The organism is Massilia sp. Soil_C_3 (assembly GCF_057657035.1).
Map to the genome: position 1 here is coordinate 380,756 of NZ_JBDGJG010000003.1, position 17,373 is coordinate 398,128.

General features: G+C 66.2%; 14 protein-coding genes and 1 tRNA gene. 5 read left to right on the plus strand and 10 right to left on the minus strand.

Features of this window, described 5'->3' with window-relative positions:
* Positions 1–933, minus strand: coding sequence for a hypothetical protein (locus AC3A6F_RS07445; protein WP_487679383.1), 933 nt, complete (start codon positions 931–933; stop codon positions 1–3).
* 362 nt (positions 934–1,295) lie between these two features.
* Between AC3A6F_RS07445 and earP the strand changes: the two genes are divergently transcribed.
* A complete protein-coding gene (gene earP, locus AC3A6F_RS07450; RefSeq protein ID WP_487679385.1) occupies positions 1,296–2,471 on the plus strand; it encodes an elongation factor P maturation arginine rhamnosyltransferase EarP in 1,176 nt (391 codons plus the stop codon).
* 107 nt (positions 2,472–2,578) lie between these two features.
* Positions 2,579–3,154, plus strand: coding sequence for an elongation factor P (locus AC3A6F_RS07455; RefSeq protein WP_123072262.1), 576 nt, complete (start codon positions 2,579–2,581; stop codon positions 3,152–3,154).
* 231 nt (positions 3,155–3,385) lie between these two features.
* On the opposite strand, the gene ilvD is transcribed toward AC3A6F_RS07455, so the two are convergent.
* Positions 3,386–5,248 carry a dihydroxy-acid dehydratase gene (gene ilvD / locus AC3A6F_RS07460; protein ID WP_487679387.1) on the minus strand — a complete coding sequence of 621 codons (1,863 nt, stop codon included), beginning with the start codon at positions 5,246–5,248 and terminating at the stop codon, positions 3,386–3,388.
* Positions 5,249–5,434: 186 nt separating this feature from the next.
* Here ilvD and AC3A6F_RS07465 point away from each other — a divergent pair, with 186 nt between their 5' ends.
* Positions 5,435–7,033 (plus strand): amidase, encoded by a 1,599-nt coding sequence (locus AC3A6F_RS07465; RefSeq protein WP_487679389.1) that lies wholly within the window; start codon positions 5,435–5,437, stop codon positions 7,031–7,033.
* Positions 7,034–7,222: 189 nt separating this feature from the next.
* Here the strand turns inward: AC3A6F_RS07465 and AC3A6F_RS07470 are convergent, their stop codons facing one another.
* From AC3A6F_RS07470 to AC3A6F_RS07495, 6 genes are all read right to left on the minus strand, one after another.
* Complete coding sequence (locus tag AC3A6F_RS07470; RefSeq protein ID WP_487679391.1) at positions 7,223–7,690, minus strand: TssQ family T6SS-associated lipoprotein; 468 nt, start codon at positions 7,688–7,690, stop codon at positions 7,223–7,225.
* Positions 7,691–7,701: 11 nt separating this feature from the next.
* Positions 7,702–8,895, minus strand: coding sequence for a serine/threonine-protein kinase (locus tag AC3A6F_RS07475; protein ID WP_487679393.1), 1,194 nt, complete (start codon positions 8,893–8,895; stop codon positions 7,702–7,704).
* A gap of 131 nt (positions 8,896–9,026) precedes the next feature.
* Positions 9,027–10,436 carry an ATP-dependent RNA helicase DbpA gene (dbpA, locus tag AC3A6F_RS07480; RefSeq protein WP_487679395.1) on the minus strand — a complete coding sequence of 470 codons (1,410 nt, stop codon included), beginning with the start codon at positions 10,434–10,436 and terminating at the stop codon, positions 9,027–9,029.
* Positions 10,437–10,464: 28 nt separating this feature from the next.
* Entirely contained in the window at positions 10,465–10,722 is a 258-nt protein-coding gene (locus AC3A6F_RS07485) for a hypothetical protein (protein WP_320475142.1), read from the minus strand.
* A gap of 71 nt (positions 10,723–10,793) precedes the next feature.
* A tRNA-Met gene (locus AC3A6F_RS07490) sits at positions 10,794–10,870 on the minus strand.
* 309 nt (positions 10,871–11,179) lie between these two features.
* Positions 11,180–12,367, minus strand: coding sequence for an MFS transporter (locus AC3A6F_RS07495; RefSeq protein WP_487679397.1), 1,188 nt, complete (start codon positions 12,365–12,367; stop codon positions 11,180–11,182).
* Positions 12,368–12,440: 73 nt separating this feature from the next.
* Between AC3A6F_RS07495 and AC3A6F_RS07500 the strand changes: the two genes are divergently transcribed.
* Positions 12,441–12,890 (plus strand): winged helix-turn-helix transcriptional regulator, encoded by a 450-nt coding sequence (locus AC3A6F_RS07500; protein ID WP_487679399.1) that lies wholly within the window; start codon positions 12,441–12,443, stop codon positions 12,888–12,890.
* A 21-nt stretch (positions 12,891–12,911) separates the two neighbouring features.
* Here AC3A6F_RS07500 and AC3A6F_RS07505 read toward each other — a convergent pair whose 3' ends face one another.
* Complete coding sequence (locus AC3A6F_RS07505) at positions 12,912–14,051, minus strand: methyltransferase (protein ID WP_487679401.1); 1,140 nt, start codon at positions 14,049–14,051, stop codon at positions 12,912–12,914.
* Position 14,052: 1 nt separating this feature from the next.
* Entirely contained in the window at positions 14,053–14,262 is a 210-nt protein-coding gene (locus tag AC3A6F_RS07510; protein ID WP_123068002.1) for a hypothetical protein, read from the minus strand.
* Positions 14,263–14,451: 189 nt separating this feature from the next.
* Between AC3A6F_RS07510 and AC3A6F_RS07515 the strand changes: the two genes are divergently transcribed.
* Positions 14,452–17,331, plus strand: coding sequence for a glycosyl hydrolase 115 family protein (locus AC3A6F_RS07515; protein ID WP_487679403.1), 2,880 nt, complete (start codon positions 14,452–14,454; stop codon positions 17,329–17,331).
* The last annotated feature ends 42 nt before the right edge of the window (positions 17,332–17,373 follow it).

The window sequence follows — 17,373 nt, forward strand, 5'->3', positions numbered from 1 at the left end:
TCAGTGCACGGTTTGCTGGCCGCCATAAGGCAGTTGCTGGCCACCATACGGCAGTTGCTGGCCGCCGAATTGCTGTCCCAGTTGCTGCTGGCCGAACTGCTGCTGGCTGTAGGGATCAACACCGAGCGGCACGTAGCGGCCCAGCTGGCTGGCGACGTTGCCGATCGCGGCGCCCAGGCCCTGGTTACCGAGCTGCTCGCCGATGAAGCCGCCGACCGGGCGAGCGTATTGGGTGATGGCATTGCTGAGCCAGCCTTGCGGCGCGATCTGCCCACCTTGCTGGCCGCCTTGCTGGGCGACTTGCTGCTGCAGCACCGCTTGCTGTTGCTGGACTTGCTGCAGCGTTTGTTGCAGCTGCTGTTGCAGCACTTGCAGCTGCTGCAGCTGGACCAGCGGCGACGATGCTTGCTGGCCTTGTTGCTGGGCTTGGGCGTCAGCGCCGAACGGCACATAACGCCCGTAGCTGGAGCCTTCGCTGATGATATTGCCCAGGGTGCGGTTGCCGGTCAGGTTGCCGATGAGGGAGCCGGCCGGCTTGCCGATTGTGCTGATCAGGTTGCCGAAGAAGCCGCCTTGCGGGGTCAACTGGCCTTGCTGCTGCGGTTGCTGTTGCTGTTGCATCTGCTGAATCTGCTGGAGCTGCTGGAGCTGCTGTAGTTGCTGTAGTTGCTGCAGCTCTTGCAGCTGTTGCGGGTCCAGTTGTTGCTGGCCGAGGCCGCCCGATGGATCGGCCGACAACGGTGAAAAACGACCCAGGAGACCGCCGGCCGTTTCGCCGATGCGGCCGCCGAGGCCCGCATTGTTGAACAGGCCGCCGATGCCGCGGCCGATCAGGCCACCCAATGGCGCGCCAAACATGCTGCCCAGCGATTGCGGTGCAAACTGTTGTGGTCCGAATTGCTGTGGATAGCCTGCTTGTTGATACTCGTTCATGGTAACTCCTCCAGGTAGTCGGCCGTATCGCGGCAGGCAGGATGCGGGTTGGCGCCTGCCGCGATCGGCCGTGTTCACATTGTTCGCGCCTTCGCAAGACCGATGGCGCGAAGCGAAGGGCAGGAAGGGCTGCCATCGAGGCCGCCTTCCCTGCAGGTAGGCTGTTCGACCGGGCGTCGATGGCGAAGTTTTTGGCTCCTGGTGGTCGATGCTCACTTCCGTTTTGGTCATTGCGATAACGCAGACGCACGCCAGAATCGCCCAAATTTCTTCGCGGATTGCACTGTGCTCAGGGATATTTTGTCGGATGGCGTTAGAATGGCGACCCCTGCCACCGCCGCCTCACGGGCCACTGTTTACCCATGTTCCAGAACGCTTTCGCGCCGTCGCTGGCCATCTTTTGCAAGGTCGTCGACAACTACGGCGACATCGGCATCTGCTGGCGCCTGGCGCGCCAGTTGCGCCACGAGCATGGGGTCGCGGTCACGCTGTGGGTGGACGATCTGGCGAGCTTTCGCCGCATCTGTCCGCAAGTCGATCCGGGCGCCGCGGCGCAGGCGGTGCAGGGCGTCGCGGTACGCCACTGGCGCGGCCAGGACGACGTGTATGGCGTGGAGGACATTCCCGACGTCGTCATCGAGTTCTTCGGCTGCGAGCTGCCGCCTTCCTGGATCGAGGCGATGGCGGCGCGCACGCCGCGCCCGGTATGGATCAACTACGAAGGCTTGACCGCCGAGGAGTGGGTCGAGGGCTGCCACCGGCTGCCGTCGATGCATCCACGGCTGAAGCTGACCAAGCATTTCTACTTTCCCGGCTTTAACGAGCGCACGGGAGGGCTGCTGCGCGAAGCCAGCCTCGACGCGCGCCGCCGCGCCTTCCAGCAGGATCCGGCCCAGGCTGCCGCATTCCTCGCCCGTTTTGGGGTGGGGGCGGAAGAGGCGGCACGGCGCAAGGTGTCGCTGTTCTGTTACCCCGAGGCGCCAGTGGATGCGCTGTTCGGAACCTGGCGCGAGGCGGCGCAGCCGACCCTGTGCCTGGTGCCCGAGGGTGTAGCGCGCGCCCAGGTCGAAGCCTTCCTCGGCGGCGCGGCGGTGGCCGGCGCCGGCGCCACCCGCGGAGCCCTGACGCTAAAGGTGCTGCCTTTCGTGCCGCAGGAAGACTACGACCTGCTGCTGTGGTCCTGCGACCTGAACTTCGTGCGCGGCGAGGATTCCTGGGTGCGCGCACAATGGGCGGGGCGCCCCTTCGTCTGGCATATCTATCCGCAGGACGAGCAGCTGCACCACAAGAAGCTGCGCGCCTTCTTGCAGGCCTATGCGCAGGCATTGCCGGCGCTGGATGCCGTCATGCTCGGCTGGAACGGGGCGCGCGAAGTCAGTGACTGGACGGCAGCCTGGACGGCGCTGGAAGCCGAGCTGCCGCGTATCGCGGAGCAGGCCGAAGCCTGGGGCGAGCAGGTCACCGCCCATGGCGATTTGGCGACGAAGCTGCTCGATTTCGTGCGCGAGCTGGGGCAGGCGCAGGAAAACCGAGTATAATGCCCGGTTAGTTTCTAACGGATTCCGACGATCAAACGCAGGTTCCGAGGCTCTTAGTCACCAGCCCGCGATGATTTAATGCAACTATCTTTTTACGTAAAATACCTATGAAACCCGCAAAAGAAATTCGTGTTGGCAACATCATCATGGTTGATGAAAAGCCATTCATCGTGCTGCGTTCCGACGTCAACGGCTCGAGCCGCACCGGCTTCACCTACAAGTGGAAGATGAAGAATCTTCTGACCAACGCTCCGCTGGAAAACGTGTTCCGCGGCGACGACAAGTTCGACGTGGTCGTGCTGGACAAGAAGCCGGTCACCTACTCGTACTTCGCCGACCCGCTGTACGTGTTCATGGACGCCGATTACGAACAGTTCGAGATCGAAGAAGAGAACCTGGGCGACGCGCTGCACTACCTGAAAGACGGTATGGAATGCGAAGCCGTGTTCTATGACGGCAAGGCAATCTCGGTCGAACTGCCGACCATCATCGCTCGCCAGATCATTTACTCGGAGCCAGCAGTCAAGGGCAACACTTCGGGCAACGTCCTGAAAGAAGCCAAGCTGGAAAACGCCATCGAAGCCCACCAGCACACCATCATGGTGCCGCTGTTCGTGAGCCAGGACGACGTGATCGAGATCGACACCCGTACCAACGAATACAAGAAAGTCGTGCGTAACTAAGCACTGGCTGTTCAAAGGAAAACGCTGCCTCGGCAGCGTTTTTTTTGCGCCCGTTAGGGCGCACGTCATTCCTGCCACTGGCAGGAATGACTCCCCGCGCAGGCGGGGACCCAAGTTTAGCGGGCCACAGTCGCTAACCGAAGTGGCTGCGCCGCAGCCTTGGATTCCCGCCTCCGCGGGAATGACGTATTTGGGCAAACGAATGCGGACACGGCATCCGCATCCTCGTGCTCAGCGTCGCAGTTGCGACAAATCCCGCACCGCCCCGCGATCGGCCGAGGTGGTCAGCGCCGCATATGCCTGCAGCGCCTGCGATACGTAACGCTCGCGCCCGACCGGTTGCCAGGCATCGTGGCCGCGTGCTTCCATCGCCGCCCGCCGGTGCGCCAGTTCCTCGGCCGTCACGCGCAGGTTGATCGTGCGCGCCGGGATATCGATGTCGATCATATCGCCTTCTTCCACCAGCCCGATGGCGCCGCCTTCGGCTGCCTCTGGCGAGGCGTGGCCGATCACCAGCCCCGACGAACCGCCCGAGAAGCGCCCGTCGGTGAACAGCGCGCAGGCCTTGCCCAAGCCCTTCGACTTGATGTACGAGGTCGGGTACAGCATCTCTTGCATGCCCGGTCCGCCTTTCGGGCCTTCGTAGCGGATGATGACGACGTCGCCCGCATGCACGGTGTCGCCAAGGATCGCCTCCACCGCCGCATCCTGGCTCTCGAACACGCGCGCCTTGCCCGAAAACTTGAGGATGCTCTCGTCCACGCCGGCGGTCTTGACGATGCAGCCCTTCTCGGCGATGTTCCCGTACAAAACCGCCAGGCCGCCGTCCTGCGAGTAGGCGTGCGCGCGGTCGCGGATGCAGCCGCCCGTCCGGTCCAGGTCGTTCTGTTCGTAGCGTTCGGATTGCGAGAACGCCACCTGGGTCGGCACGCCGCCCGGCGCTGCGCGGAACCAGCGGTGCACATCGGCATCGTCGCTCACCTTGATGTCGTATTTCTCGAGCGCGGCGCCGATGCTGGGACTGTGCACGGTCGGCAGCGAGGTGTCGAGCAGGCCGGCGCGCGCCAGCTCGCCCAGGATGGCGGGGATGCCGCCGGCGCGGTGCACGTCCTCGATGTGGAATTTGTCGGTCATCGGCGCCACTTTGCACAGGCAGGGCACCTGGCGCGAGATGCGGTCGATGTCGGCCATCGTGAACTCGACTTCGGCCTCGTGGGCGGCGGCCAGCAGATGCAGCACGGTATTGGTCGAGCCGCCCATCGAGACGTCGAGGGCCATCGCGTTCTCGAACGCGGCCTTGGTGGCGATCGAGCGTGGCAGTACCGAGTAATCGTCGCCTTCGTAGTGGCGCTTGGCCGCGTCGACGATCAGGCGTCCGGCGCGCAGGAACAGTTCCTTGCGGTCGGCGTGGGTGGCGACGATGGTGCCGTTGCCCGGCAACGAAAGGCCGAGCGCCTCGGTGAGGCAATTCATCGAGTTGGCGGTGAACATGCCGGAACACGAGCCGCAGGTCGGACAGGCCGAGCGTTCCACTTCGGCCACGTCGGCGTCCGACACGCTGGCGTCGCCGGCCTTGATCATGGCGTCGATCAGGTCGAGCTTGATCACCTTGCGCTCGTTGTTGACCACCTTGACCACCTTGCCAGCCTCCATCGGGCCTCCCGAGACGAACACGGTGGGGATGTTCAGGCGCATCGCGGCCATCAGCATGCCGGGCGTGATCTTGTCGCAGTTCGAGATGCACACCATGGCGTCGGCGCAGTGGGCATTGACCATGTACTCGACCGAGTCGGCGATCAGGTCGCGCGAGGGCAGCGAATACAGCATGCCGCCGTGGCCCATGGCGATGCCGTCGTCGACCGCGATCGTGTTGAATTCCTTGGCCACGCCGCCGGACGCCTCGATCTCGCGCGCGACCAGCTGGCCCAGGTCTTTCAGGTGCACGTGGCCGGGCACGAACTGGGTGAAGGAATTGACGACGGCGATGATCGGCTTGTCGAAGTCGCCGTCCTTCATGCCGGTGGCGCGCCACAGCGCGCGGGCTCCGGCCATATTGCGGCCCTGGGTGGTGGTGTGCGAACGGTAGGTCGGCATGCGATGCTCCTGCAGAATTTGAAAAATGCGTGAAAAACAATGATGGCATCAGGGTGAAGGCTGGGGCTGGGTTTGTCCAATATATGATGATGTGATCTGTAAGTGGCTCTGCGTATCACAGAAGTGCTGGGGTCGAGGCCGTCGTGCTGCTATGCTATTGCTTTGTAATGTATGGAGTGGCGGGGCATGGAGCGCAGGGATTTTGTACGACTGGGTTTGGCGGCCGGCGCGGCCGTGGGAACATCTGGCCTGGCGCTGGCCGCGCCCGCAACGAAGGCCGCCGCGAAGTTCAAGCCCGACCCGATGCTCGACGCCGGCGTGCAGCTCCAGCAGCAGGCCATGCGCGCCGGCAAGCTGACGGCGCACGGGCTCGCCACGCGCTACCTGGCCCGCATCGAGGCTGTCGACCGCGCCGGTCCGCACCTGCGTTCGGTGATCGAGCTGAACCCCGACGCCCTCGAGATCGCCCGCGAGCGCGACCGCGAACGCAAGGCCGGCAAGCTGCGCGGCCCGCTGCACGGCATCCCGGTGCTATTGAAGGATAATATTGCCACCGGCGACAAGATGAGCACCACCGCCGGCTCGCTGGCGCTGGACGGCGTGCGCGCCGCCCGCGACGCTCACCTGGTCGCGCGGCTGCGCAATGCCGGCGCCGTCATCCTCGGCAAGACCAATCTGTCTGAATGGGCGAATATGCGCTCGGTGCGCTCGACCAGCGGCTGGAGTGCGCGCGGCGGCCAGACCCGCAACCCGTATGCGCTCGACCGCAACACCAGCGGTTCGAGCTCCGGCTCGGCGGCGGCCATGGCGGCCAGCCTGGCCACGCTGGCGGTGGGCACCGAGACCGATGGCTCGATCGTCTCGCCCAGCGCCAGTTGCGGCATCGTCGGCATCAAGCCGACCCTGGGCCTGGTCAGCCGCGCCGGCATCATCCCGATCGCGCACTCGCAGGACACGGCCGGCCCGATGACGCGCAGCGTGGCCGACGCCGCCTTCTTGCTCGGGGCGCTGGCCGGTCCCGATCCGCAAGACAGCGCGAGCGCCAAGGCGCCGCGCATCAATTATGCGAGCTTCCTGCGCAAGGACGGCCTGCGCGGCAAGCGCCTGGGCGTGGCGCGCGACTTCTTCGGCGCCAATGAAGGGGTGAACGCGCTGATCGAGATGGAGCTGAGCTTGCTGAGAGAGCAGGGCGCGATCCTGGAAGACGTCACGATCCCCAATAGCGACAAGTACGGCGAGACCGAACTGACGGTGCTGCTGCACGAATTCCGGCCCGATCTCGAGGCCTGGCTGGCGGCCTATGCGCCGCATGCGCCGGTCAAGACCATGGCCGACATCATCGACTTCAACGTGCGCAACGCCAAGCGGGAGATGCCGCACTTCGGCCAGGAACACTTGATCGCGGCCCAGTCCAAGGGCGGCCTGGAGGCGCGCGACTACGTGAAGGCGCTGGCCAACAACCGGCGCTATGCGCGCGACAAGGGACTGGAGCAGGTGCTGCGCGACCGCAAGCTCGACGCCCTGGTGGCGCCCACCGGCGGGCCGGCCTGGCTCACCGACTACATCAACGGCGACCATTACGGCAGCAGCTTTTCGTCGCCAGCCGCGGTAGCCGGCTATCCGCACATCACGGTGCCGGCCGGCCTGCTGCACGGGCTGCCGATCGGCCTGTCCTTCGTCGGCAAGGCCTGGAGCGAGCCGGCGCTGATCGCCATGGCCTATGCCTACGAACAGGCCGGCCGGCGGCGCAGGGCGCCGACCTATGCGGCGCACATCAGGGTCTGAGGCTAATGCCGTCAAGCTAAGGCAAAAGTTTTCTTGAGTTAGCATAAAGCGTCGTCCCCACGAAGGTGGGGACCCAAGTTCTGCAAACGTCGTCGAAACGCTTGCAAGATTGGGTCCCCACCTTCGTGGGGACGACGTGTCTGACGGCTAGCTCAGAAAGCTTAATTTAACGGCAGCAGGGTCTAGGGTTTAGCGTTTGACCGTCTGCTTCGCCTGCGCGAACACCGGTCCCCACTGCGGGTGCCCATGTTCGCCCGGGCCGAGATCGAAGGATGGATCGAGCTTGAAGGCGCGGTCGAAAGTCTGGCGGCACAGCGCCTGGCGGCCCGTCACGCAATAGCTGAAGGCGGTGTACTTGAGGGCGGTCAGCCGCTCGCGCTGGCCGGCGCCGTTCATGTCGCTGCCGTTCAGGCGCCGGATTGCGCCGTCGTAGTCGCCCTTGTCGTACAGCGCAATGCCTTCGCGCAGCGCGACGTCGTCGCGGTTGGGCGCCGGCGCGGCGGGGCGGTTCGGCTGTTGCGCGCGTTGGACGCGCGGCTTTGCGCCGTCGGCGCGCGGATGCGGCCGGGCTTTCTCCTGGCCGCCGAACATGGGGCCGAACTGGGTGCAGCCTGAAAGGGCCAGCGCCAGTGCGGCCAGCGTAGCCGTCCGGCTCATGGTTGCAATGCTCACTGTGCTGCCTCCTCGGTGAAATCAAGTTCGATCGTGCCCGCCTGGCCTTCGACCGAGTTCACGGTGATGGTGTGTTCCGGGAAGCTCGGGTTGACGATGCGGATCGTGTGCTCGCCCGGCGGCAGCGTGATGCGCCTGAGCGGTGGGCTGGCGCCGCGCTCGACGCCGTCGACGACGATCGTGCCCCAGGGCTTGATTGCCAGGGTATAGGTGGTGCCAGCGATGGCTGCCTCGGGCGGCGTGCCCCTGGGCGCCAGCTGGACCGCGGTGGGCGGCACCGCGGCATCCGGCGCGGGCGGCGGCGCGACCGGTGCGCCGGATGCGCTCTCGTCGATCACCGGGCCTTCCAGCCGGGCCGCGGGTTCCTGGGGCAGCGCCACCAGCGGCGTCTCGGATGCGTTATATGGGTCTTCGAGCGCAGGCGGCACGGACAGGGCCAGCGCATCGCTGGAGTCGGCCTGGCGCAGCAGTGCGAACAGGGCGGCCAGCGCCGCCGCCACGACCAGGGCGGCGATGCCGATCAACAGCCAGCGCCGCGGGCGTTCGGTGGCGGCAGGCGTCGCGGCAGTGTCGGGCGCGGAGCGGGTCCGGGGCACGTGGACCGGCGCCACAGGCGCTGCGGACGCGGCTCCCGGCGCCGGTGGCATATCGGCGGGCGCTGCCGCTTGAACGGGCGCGGCATCGTCTTCCTCCGGCGGCAGCAATGCCGCGGATGGTGGCGCGAGCACCACGATGCCCAGCAGCTCGCGCATCTGTTCGATGGTATGTGGACGCAGTGCCGGATCGGGCGCCAGGCAACGGTCGATGGCTTCGATGAAGGACTCGCTGTAGTCGCCGAGCGGGCGGCCGCGCAGCGGCGTGGCGGGAACGAGGTCGAGCGTCACCGCATAGTGCACCACGGCGGCCAGGTCATGCACGTCGCGCGCCTCGATCTCGGGCAGCGTGGCGGGATCCGGTTCTTCGTCCGAGCTGGGCAGCAGCATCGGATCGCCGGAATCGAGGATGAGCAGGGTGTCGGGCGTGATCAGGCGGTGCGGCATGCGCATGCCGTACTGCACTTCGAGCGATTGCAGCACCTGGCGCACGATGCGGCGGCACCAGGCTTCGCTGACCATCTCGTGGTTGTGCTCGACGATTTCACGGACGGTACGGCCGTCGAGCTGCTGTGTTGCGGTGTCGGAACTCATCATGGCATCGTGCCGGACGCTGGAGGAGCGCCCGGTGATTATTTATTTATTGCAAATAATGCCAGAATTGCGCCGAGGATGGCGCTGTCCCGCTCAACCGTGCGCGGTGCCTGTCACGTGGGCGACGTAATGGCTCAGACTTCCACGAAGCGCATCTTGAACCAGCGGCCCTTGATGGCGCCGAAGCCCGGTCCCGGCGCATCGCCTTGACCCAGGCGCGCCACCGCGGCCTCCGCCACGGTGCGCTCCAGCGCGATATAGCTGTTGAACTCGCCGATATTGATCTTGCCGACCTGCTCGCGGGTCAGGCCGGCGTCGCCGGTCAGCGCGCCCAGCAGGTCGCCCGGACGCAGCTTGGCCTTCTTGCCGGCGGCCACGCACAGGGTCACCATCGGCGCCTGCGCGGCCGGTTCCTGGTGTTCGCCCAGCGCGTCGAGGGTTTCCCAGATCGCTTCCTGGTTCTGGTACTCCTCGACCAGGCGCACCCATTTCTTTTCGTTCGGCGCCACCAGCGTGTGCGCCATGCCGCTCGCGCCGGCGCGGCCGGTGCGGCCGACGCGGTGCACGTGGACTTCGGGATCGCGCGAGACGTCGACGTTGATCACGGTGTCGAGGTCGGCGATGTCGAGGCCGCGCGCGGCGACGTCGGTGGCCACCAGCACCGAGCAGCTGCGGTTACTGAACAGCACCAGGATCTCGTCGCGTTCCTGCTGTTCCAGTTCGCCGTACAGCGCCAGCGCCGAGAAGCCCTGCGCCTGCAGGCTGTCGGCCAGTTCGCGGCAGCGCGCCTTGGTATTGCAGAAGGCGAGGGCCGACACCGGGCGATGCGCCTTGAGCAGGCGGCCGACTGCTTCCTCGCGGCCTTCGAAGCCGATCTCGTAGAAGCGCTGGTCGATCGCCTCCAGGCTGTGCTTGCCCTCGACCTTCACTTCGAGCGGGTCGCGCAGGAAGCCGGCGGTGGCGAAGCGGATGTCGTCCGGGTAGGTCGCCGAGAACAGCAGGGTCTGGCGATGCACCGGCGTGGCCGACACGATGCCCGCGATCTCGTCATAGAAACCCATGTCGGTCATGCGGTCGGCTTCGTCGAGCACCAGGGTCTGGACCTTCGACAGGTCGAGCGTGGCGCGGCCCAGGTGGTCGCGGATGCGGCCCGGGGTGCCGACCACGATGTGGGCGCCATGCTCGAGCGAAGCGATCTGCGGACGCATCGACACGCCGCCGGTCAGGGTCAGGATCTTGACGTTGCCGACGCCGCGCGCCAGGCGCCGCAATTCGCCCGCGACCTGATCGGCCAGCTCGCGCGTCGGGCACAGCACCAGGCCCTGCACCGCGAACCAGGCCGGATTGAGCTTGTTCAGGATGCCGATGCCGAAGGCCGCGGTCTTGCCGCTGCCGGTCTTCGCCTGGGCGATCAGGTCGCGTCCGGCCAGCACCGACGGCAGGGTCTCGGCCTGCACTTGCGTCATGTGGTGGTAGCCGAGCGTGGCCAGGTTGGCGAGGAAACGCGGTTCGAGGGACAGCGAGGTGAACGAGTCGGATTGCATGGCTAAGCCTCCAGCCGGCAGGGCCGGGCTATTCGGAATCGGGCGCCCAGACCGGCAGGCCGGTCAGGTCGAGTTTGTCGTCGCGCTTCCAGACGGGCAGGCCGGTGGTGTCGGTTTCGTCGAGCAGGCGAAGCTGCTCTTGCTTGAGCGCGATGCGGCGCGGACGAGGGCCGGTGCGCTTGGGCACCGATTGGTGCTCGGGACTGGAGCCAGGCAGCGAAACGAGCGGCGCGGCCGGCTCGAAGCCGGGCAGGTCGAACGTTGCGTTGTCTTTCTTGTCTCTCATCCTCTGCCCTCTGCATTTTCTGCCGCAGAAAACAAAAGCCCGGCTCGTTGAGTCGGGCTTTGTATTGAATTTGGTTGCGGGGACAGGATTTGAACCTGTGACCTTCGGGTTATGAGCCCGACGAGCTGCCAGACTGCTCCACCCCGCGTCTGAGAACGATAGTATAGCGCCTTCAGCGTATATTTGCAATCGACTGTCGCCAAAGGCGACAGTCGCCCCCACGAAGGTGGGGGCCTAAGTGCATTTCGACCGCCAAAGGCGACAGTCGCCCCCACGAAGGTGGGGGCCTAAGTGCATTTCGACCGCCGAAGGCGACAGTCGCCCCCACGAAGGTGGGGGCCTAAGTGCATGTCGACCACCAAAGGCGACAGTCGCCCCCACGAAGGTGGGGGCCTAAGTGCATTTCGACCACCGAAGGCGACAGTCGCCCCCACGAAGGTGGGGGCCTAAGTTAATCTTAGCCGCCACAATCGCGACCAGCACCCAGCTTTTGGGTCGCGATCCAGAACAACAAGGCGGCAAGGCTGATGCCACTGCCCAGCAGGCAGACTCCCGTCCAGCCCGCGCAGGCGTAGGCCAGGGTCGACGCCATCGCACCCAGCCCACTGCCCACCGCATAGAACAACATATAGGCCCCGACCAGCCGGCTATGCGCTTCGCTGCCAGTACGAAAGATCATGCCCTGGTTGGTGACGTGGATCGCCTGCCCGCCAAGGTCGAGCAGCACGATGCCGATGACCAGCGCCCACAGCGAGACCGGCATCAGCGCCAGTGGCAGCCAGGCCAGCAGCAGCAAGAGCAGCGCGCCCAGCGTGACCTGCCGTTCGAGACCCCGATCCGCCAGAAGGCCCGCATGGGTGGCGGCCAGCGCACCGGCCGCGCCGACCAGGCCGAAAGCGCCGATGGCGGTGTGCGAGAAAGCATAGGGCGCTGCGCTCAGCGGCAGCACCAGCGCACTCCAGAACACATTGAAGGCTGCGAACATCAGGAGGGCGAGCACGCCGCGCACCTGCAACACGCGGTGCCGCCGCAGCAAGCCCAGCATCGAGGCGATCAGGGCGGGATAGGACATGTCGGTCCCGCTGCGCTCCAGTCTCGGCAACCGGCGCCACAGCAGCGCCGCGAGCAGCAGCATCGCGCCGGCCGAGCATATATATACGGCGCGCCAGCCCGCCACGTCGCCGATGCCGCCCGCCACCACGCGCGCCAGCAGCAGGCCGACGAAGACGCCGCCCTGGGTGGCGCCGACCACGCGGCCGCGCTCATGCTCGCCGACGCTGCTGGCCGCGTAGGCGATCAGGCCCTGGGTCATGGCGGTGCCGAGCAGGCCCGTCAGCAGCATGGCCGTCAACAGCAGCGGCGCCGAGTTCACGGTCGCGACCGCGGCCAGGATCGCGGCCAGCAGCAGGGCTTGCGCCAGCATCAGGCGCCGGCGCTCGAGCAGGTCGCCCAGCGGCACGACGAATAGCAGCGCCAGGCCGCAGCCCAACTGAGTGGCGGTGACGATGCCACCGATGGCCGCCTCGGGAATCGCGAAGTCGCGCGCGACGGCGTCCAGCAGCGGCTGGGCGTAATAGACATTGGCGACGCTCATGCCGGCGGCGGTGGCAAATAGCGGGGTGGGAATGCGTGAACACGGCGCCATGCATGACTCTCCAACTGGTTGCAAATTAAAACCAGTTGAAGCGTAGCCAATGTGGTTTTAAAATGCAACCACTATGACGAAAAAAGAAGCCATCAATGCCGAGCCTTGCCCGGTCGCCAGGTCGGTCGACCTGATCGGCGACCGCTGGTCGCTCCTGATCGTGCGTGACGCCTTCGACGGGATGCGCCGCTTCACTGACTTCCAGCGCAACCTGGGTGTCGCACGTAATATTCTTGCCGATCGTTTGCGGCGGCTGATGGAAGCCGACATCCTGGCTGCCCAGCCGAGCGCAAAGGGCGGCGCCTACCAGGAATACGTGCTGACCGAGCGCGGCCAGCGGCTATTCCCGGTCGTGGTGGCGCTGAGGCAGTGGGGAGAGTTGGAACTGTTCGCGCCGGGTGAAGCGCATTCGGACCTGGTCGAGAAGAAGACCGGCAAGCCTCTGCGGCGCATGGCGCCGGTGGGCGCGGACGGCAACTTGCTGGCTCCCGGCGAGGCCGAGGTGCGCAAGTTGCCGCTATAGGACTGCTTTGATAAGAATGCCTCAGTCAGCGGCGCGCAAGCGCCACAGCGACGTCACTTCCTTCGAACGCGCCGCATGCAGCGGATCGTCCGCATCGCTGGCGCGTGGATGCACTGGACGCGTATCGTGGCGCGCCACGACTTCCAGCCCCGAATCCGCGATCCAGCCCAGCAGCTGCTCGCGGCTGCGCAAGCCCAGGTGTTCGGCGAAATCCGACATAATCAGCCAGCCTTCGCCGCCGGACTCCAGATGGTCCTTCAGTCCGCCGAGGAAGCCGCGCAGCATGCGGCTGTCCGGATCGTAGATCGCGTATTCGATCGCCGAACTCGGTTTGCCTGGCAGCCAGGGCGGATTGCAGACCACCAGCGGCGCGCGACCTTCGGGGAACAGGTCGGCCTGCACCACCTCGACCTGCGCGGCCAGGCCGAGCCGCGCGACGTTCTCGCGCGCGCAGCCGAGCGCCCGCGCATCCATATCGGTCGCGACCACCTGCATGCCGCGCCGCGCCAGCACGGCGGACAGCACGCCGGTGCCGGCGCCGATGTCGAAGGCGAGTCTGGCTCCCGCGGGCAGCGGCGCCTGCGCCACCAGCTCGACGTATTCCCCGCGCACCGGCGAAAACACGCCATACCAGGGGTGGATGCGGTCGTCGAGCGCAGGGATCATGACGCCCTTGCGGCGCCACTCATGGGCGCCGATCACGCCCAGCAGCTCGCGCAGGGAGGCCACGTAGGGTTCGGCGGCCGGACCATACGCTTCCAGGCAGGCCAGGCGCGCATCCGGCGCGCGCCGGAGCAGGATGCCATGGTCGGCCTCGAACGGGATCAGGACCATGGCCAGCGTGCGGGCGCGCTGGAGCTGGGTCAGGCGGTGGCGGTGGAATGCTTCCGTCGGCGTGGCCGGCGCCTTGGGCTTGGCGCGGCGGCCGCGTTCGCCCTTGTGCTCGATGCGGCGCACCAGCGCCTGCAGCAGCTGGCGTGCATTCTGGAAGTCGCCGCGCCAGAGCAGGGCGGTGCCGTCCAGCGCCAGGCGATAGGCGGCGTCGGCGCTCAGGGTGTCGTCGGCCAGCACCACTTTCTTCGGCGCGGGCCAGCCGCTCTCGGAACGCCACAGCGCCGAGCGCGTCTCGCCGCCTTCCACCCATTCGATGCGCGTCGTCATATCAGTGATGGTGATGCCAGTTGCCGTCGGTTGACTCGATATAGGACTTCACCGCGTCCGGGCTGCCGGTCGCGTGGCGCTTGACTTCGCCGCAGGCGCAGATGCCCTGGTAAGGCTGGATGTGCGAGCAGGCAGACACTTTCTGGAGGAAGACTTTGACCGGCTTGGTGCACTTGGCGCACTTGAAGGTCAGGATGCGGGCGGGCTTCATGGATGGGTGATGGTGTGAATGAAAAGAGCGGCATTTTACACCCGCCGTCCTGTGATCCCGACTCCGCGACGCAGGAATTGACAAGAAAGAATCGTCAAACCTATACTCGAATGATCGCGCTAACACTAAATGTTATAAATTGTTATTACAAGCCGCGATGCACATAACAAACTGGAGACAAGGTAGCTCATGACACTGACAATGAAGCTGTTCCGGCGCGCCCTTGCGCCACTGACTGCGCTGTGCGCGGTGCTGGCCGCGCCGTCGGCCTGGGCGCTGGGCGAGCGCCAGATCGTGCGCTTCGAGGCCGGCCCGCAAGCCGTGGTGCTGGCGGACAAAGGCCGCGCCGCGCCCTTGCTGGTCGACCCGAACGACGATGCGGGCGTGCGGCGCGCCGTCGCCGACCTGCAGGGCGACATCGCGCTGGTCACCGGCGCCAAGCCTGTGCTCGCCAACAGCGCCGGCAGCGCGGCCGACAGCGTCGTCATTGTCGGCACCCTGGGCAAAAGCGCCCTGGTCGACCGCCTCGCCGCCGAGGGCAAGATCGACGCCGCCGCCATCCGCGGCAAGTGGGAGGGCTTCCTGATCCAGGCCGTGGCCAACCCGATGCCGGGCGTCGCGCGCGCGCTGGTGGTGGCCGGCAGCGACCGCCGCGGCGCCATCTTCGGCGTCTACACGCTGTCGGAACAGATCGGCGTCTCGCCCTGGAAGTGGTGGGCCGACGTGGTCCCGGCGCGCCAGGCGACGCTGTCCGTTGCGCAGGGCACCAAGGTGAGCGACGCTCCCGTGGTGCAGTACCGCGGCATCTTCCTGAACGACGAAGCGCCTGCGCTGACCAACTGGGCCAAGGAGAAGTACGGCGGCTTCAACCACCGTTTCTATGAAAAGGTGTTCGAGCTCGTGCTGCGCATGCGCGGCAACTACCTGTGGCCGGCGATGTGGCCGCCCACGGCCTTCTATGCCGACGATCCCGAAAACGGCCGCCTGGCCCACGAGATGGGCATCATCATGGGCACCTCGCACCACGAGCCGATGATGCGCGCGCACGACGAGTGGGCCCGCTTCGGCAAGGGCGCCTGGGATTACAGCAAGAACGCCGCGGGGCTGCAGGAGTTCTGGAAGCAGGGCTTGCGCAACTCGCACGGCCAGGACCGCGTGATCACGCTGGGCATGCGCGGCGACGGCGACGAGCCGATGTCCGAGGACGACAACGTCGACCTGTTGCAGAAAATCGTGCGCGACCAGCGCGCGATGATCGAGAAGGATACCGGCAAGCAGGCGGGCGAAGTGCCGCAGGTGTGGGCGCTGTACAAGGAAGTGCAGGGCTATTACGAGAAGGGCATGCGCGTGCCCGACGACGTGCTGCTGCTCTGGTGCGACGACAACTGGGCCAATATCCGCCGCCTGCCGACGCCCGAGGAACGCGCGCGTCCGGGCGGCGCCGGCGTCTACTACCACTTCGACTACGTGGGCGGCCCGCGTTCGTATAAATGGCTGAACGTGACGCCGATCCCGAAAATCTGGGAACAGATGCACCTGGCCTGGCAGTACGACGCCAAGCGCATGTGGATCGTCAACGTCGGCGACCTGAAGCCGATGGAAGTGCCGATCGAATTCTTCCTGACCTACGCCTGGAACCCGGCGGCCTGGCCGGCAGAACGCCTGCCCGAATACCTGCGCCTGTGGGCCACGCGCGAGTTCGGCGCCGAGCACGCGGTGGAGATCGCCGAGCTGGTCGAGGGCTACACCCGCTTCAACGGTCGCCGCAAGCCGGAGCAGCTCGAGCCAGGCACCTATAGCGTGCTCAATTACGACGAGGCGGGCCGCATCGCGCGCGATTATGCGGCGCTGGCCGAGCGAGCAAGCAAGGTGGCGGCCAAGCTGCGCCCCGAGCAGCGCGACGCCTTCTTCCAGCTGGTGCAGTATCCGGTCGCGGCGTCCGCCAATATGAACGAGCTGTATGTGGCGGCCGGCCAGAACCACCACTACGCGACCCAGTTCCGCGCCACCACCAACGACATGGCCGAGCGCGTGCAGGCGCTGTACAAGAACGACGTCGAGCTGGCGCGCCAATACCACGCGATTGGCGGCGGCAAGTGGAACCACATGATGTCGCAGACCCGCTTCGGCTACGTCAACTGGGAACAGCCGCGCGCGAACGTGCTGCCCGCCGTTCACCGCATCGACGTGCCGCCTGGCGCCAATATGTCGGTGGCGGTCGAGGGCAGCGCCAAGGCCTGGGGCGCCTACGGTCTCAAGGCGCTGGACTTGCCGACGTTCGACCCTTATGTGAAGAAATCGCACTACCTCGACATCTTCAACCGTGGCAGCGCACCGTTCGATTACCGCATCGAGTCCAATCAGCCCTGGGTGGTGGTGAGCCAGGCGAGCGGCAAGGTGACGGGCGAGCAGCGCGTGACCGTCGATGTGCGCTGGGACAAGGTGCCGGCCAAGCCGCAGCCGGCAGTGCTGACGATCACGGGGCCGAACGATACCCGCGTGCTGGTCAATGTGCCGCTGCGCCGTGCGGACATGCCGAAAGGCGCCAAGGGCTTCGTCGAGACCGGCGGCGTGGTGTCGATCGAGGCGGCCAACTACACCCGTGCGCTGGCGCCCGAGGGCCGCAGCTGGCTCAGGATTCCTGGCCATGGCCGCACCGATGCCGGCGTGACGACCTTGCCGGTGACCGCTGCGGCGCTGGACGTGAAGCAGGGCATGCGCCTGGAGTACGACGTCAACACGGTCAGCAGCGGCAAGGTGAAACTGCAGGTGACGCTCGCGCCGACCCTGAAATTCCAGCCGGGCGCCGGCTTCCGCTATGCCGTGTCGATCGACGACGAGGCGCCGCAGATCGTCAATGTACATGCGGACGAGTCGGAACCGTTCTGGGAAAAGATCGTGTCGGATGGGGCGGCGGTGTTCACGACCGAACACCAGCTGACCAAGCCGGGCAAGCATGTGCTGAAGTTCTGGGCGCTCGATCCGGGCCTGGTGGTGCAGAAGCTGGTGCTCGATGCGGGTGGGCTGAAGCCGAGCTACCTGGGACCGCAGCAAAGTCCGCGCCTGTAAGCGTCGGCAAGCGTTAACTGAAAAGGGCAGTCCGCATTATGC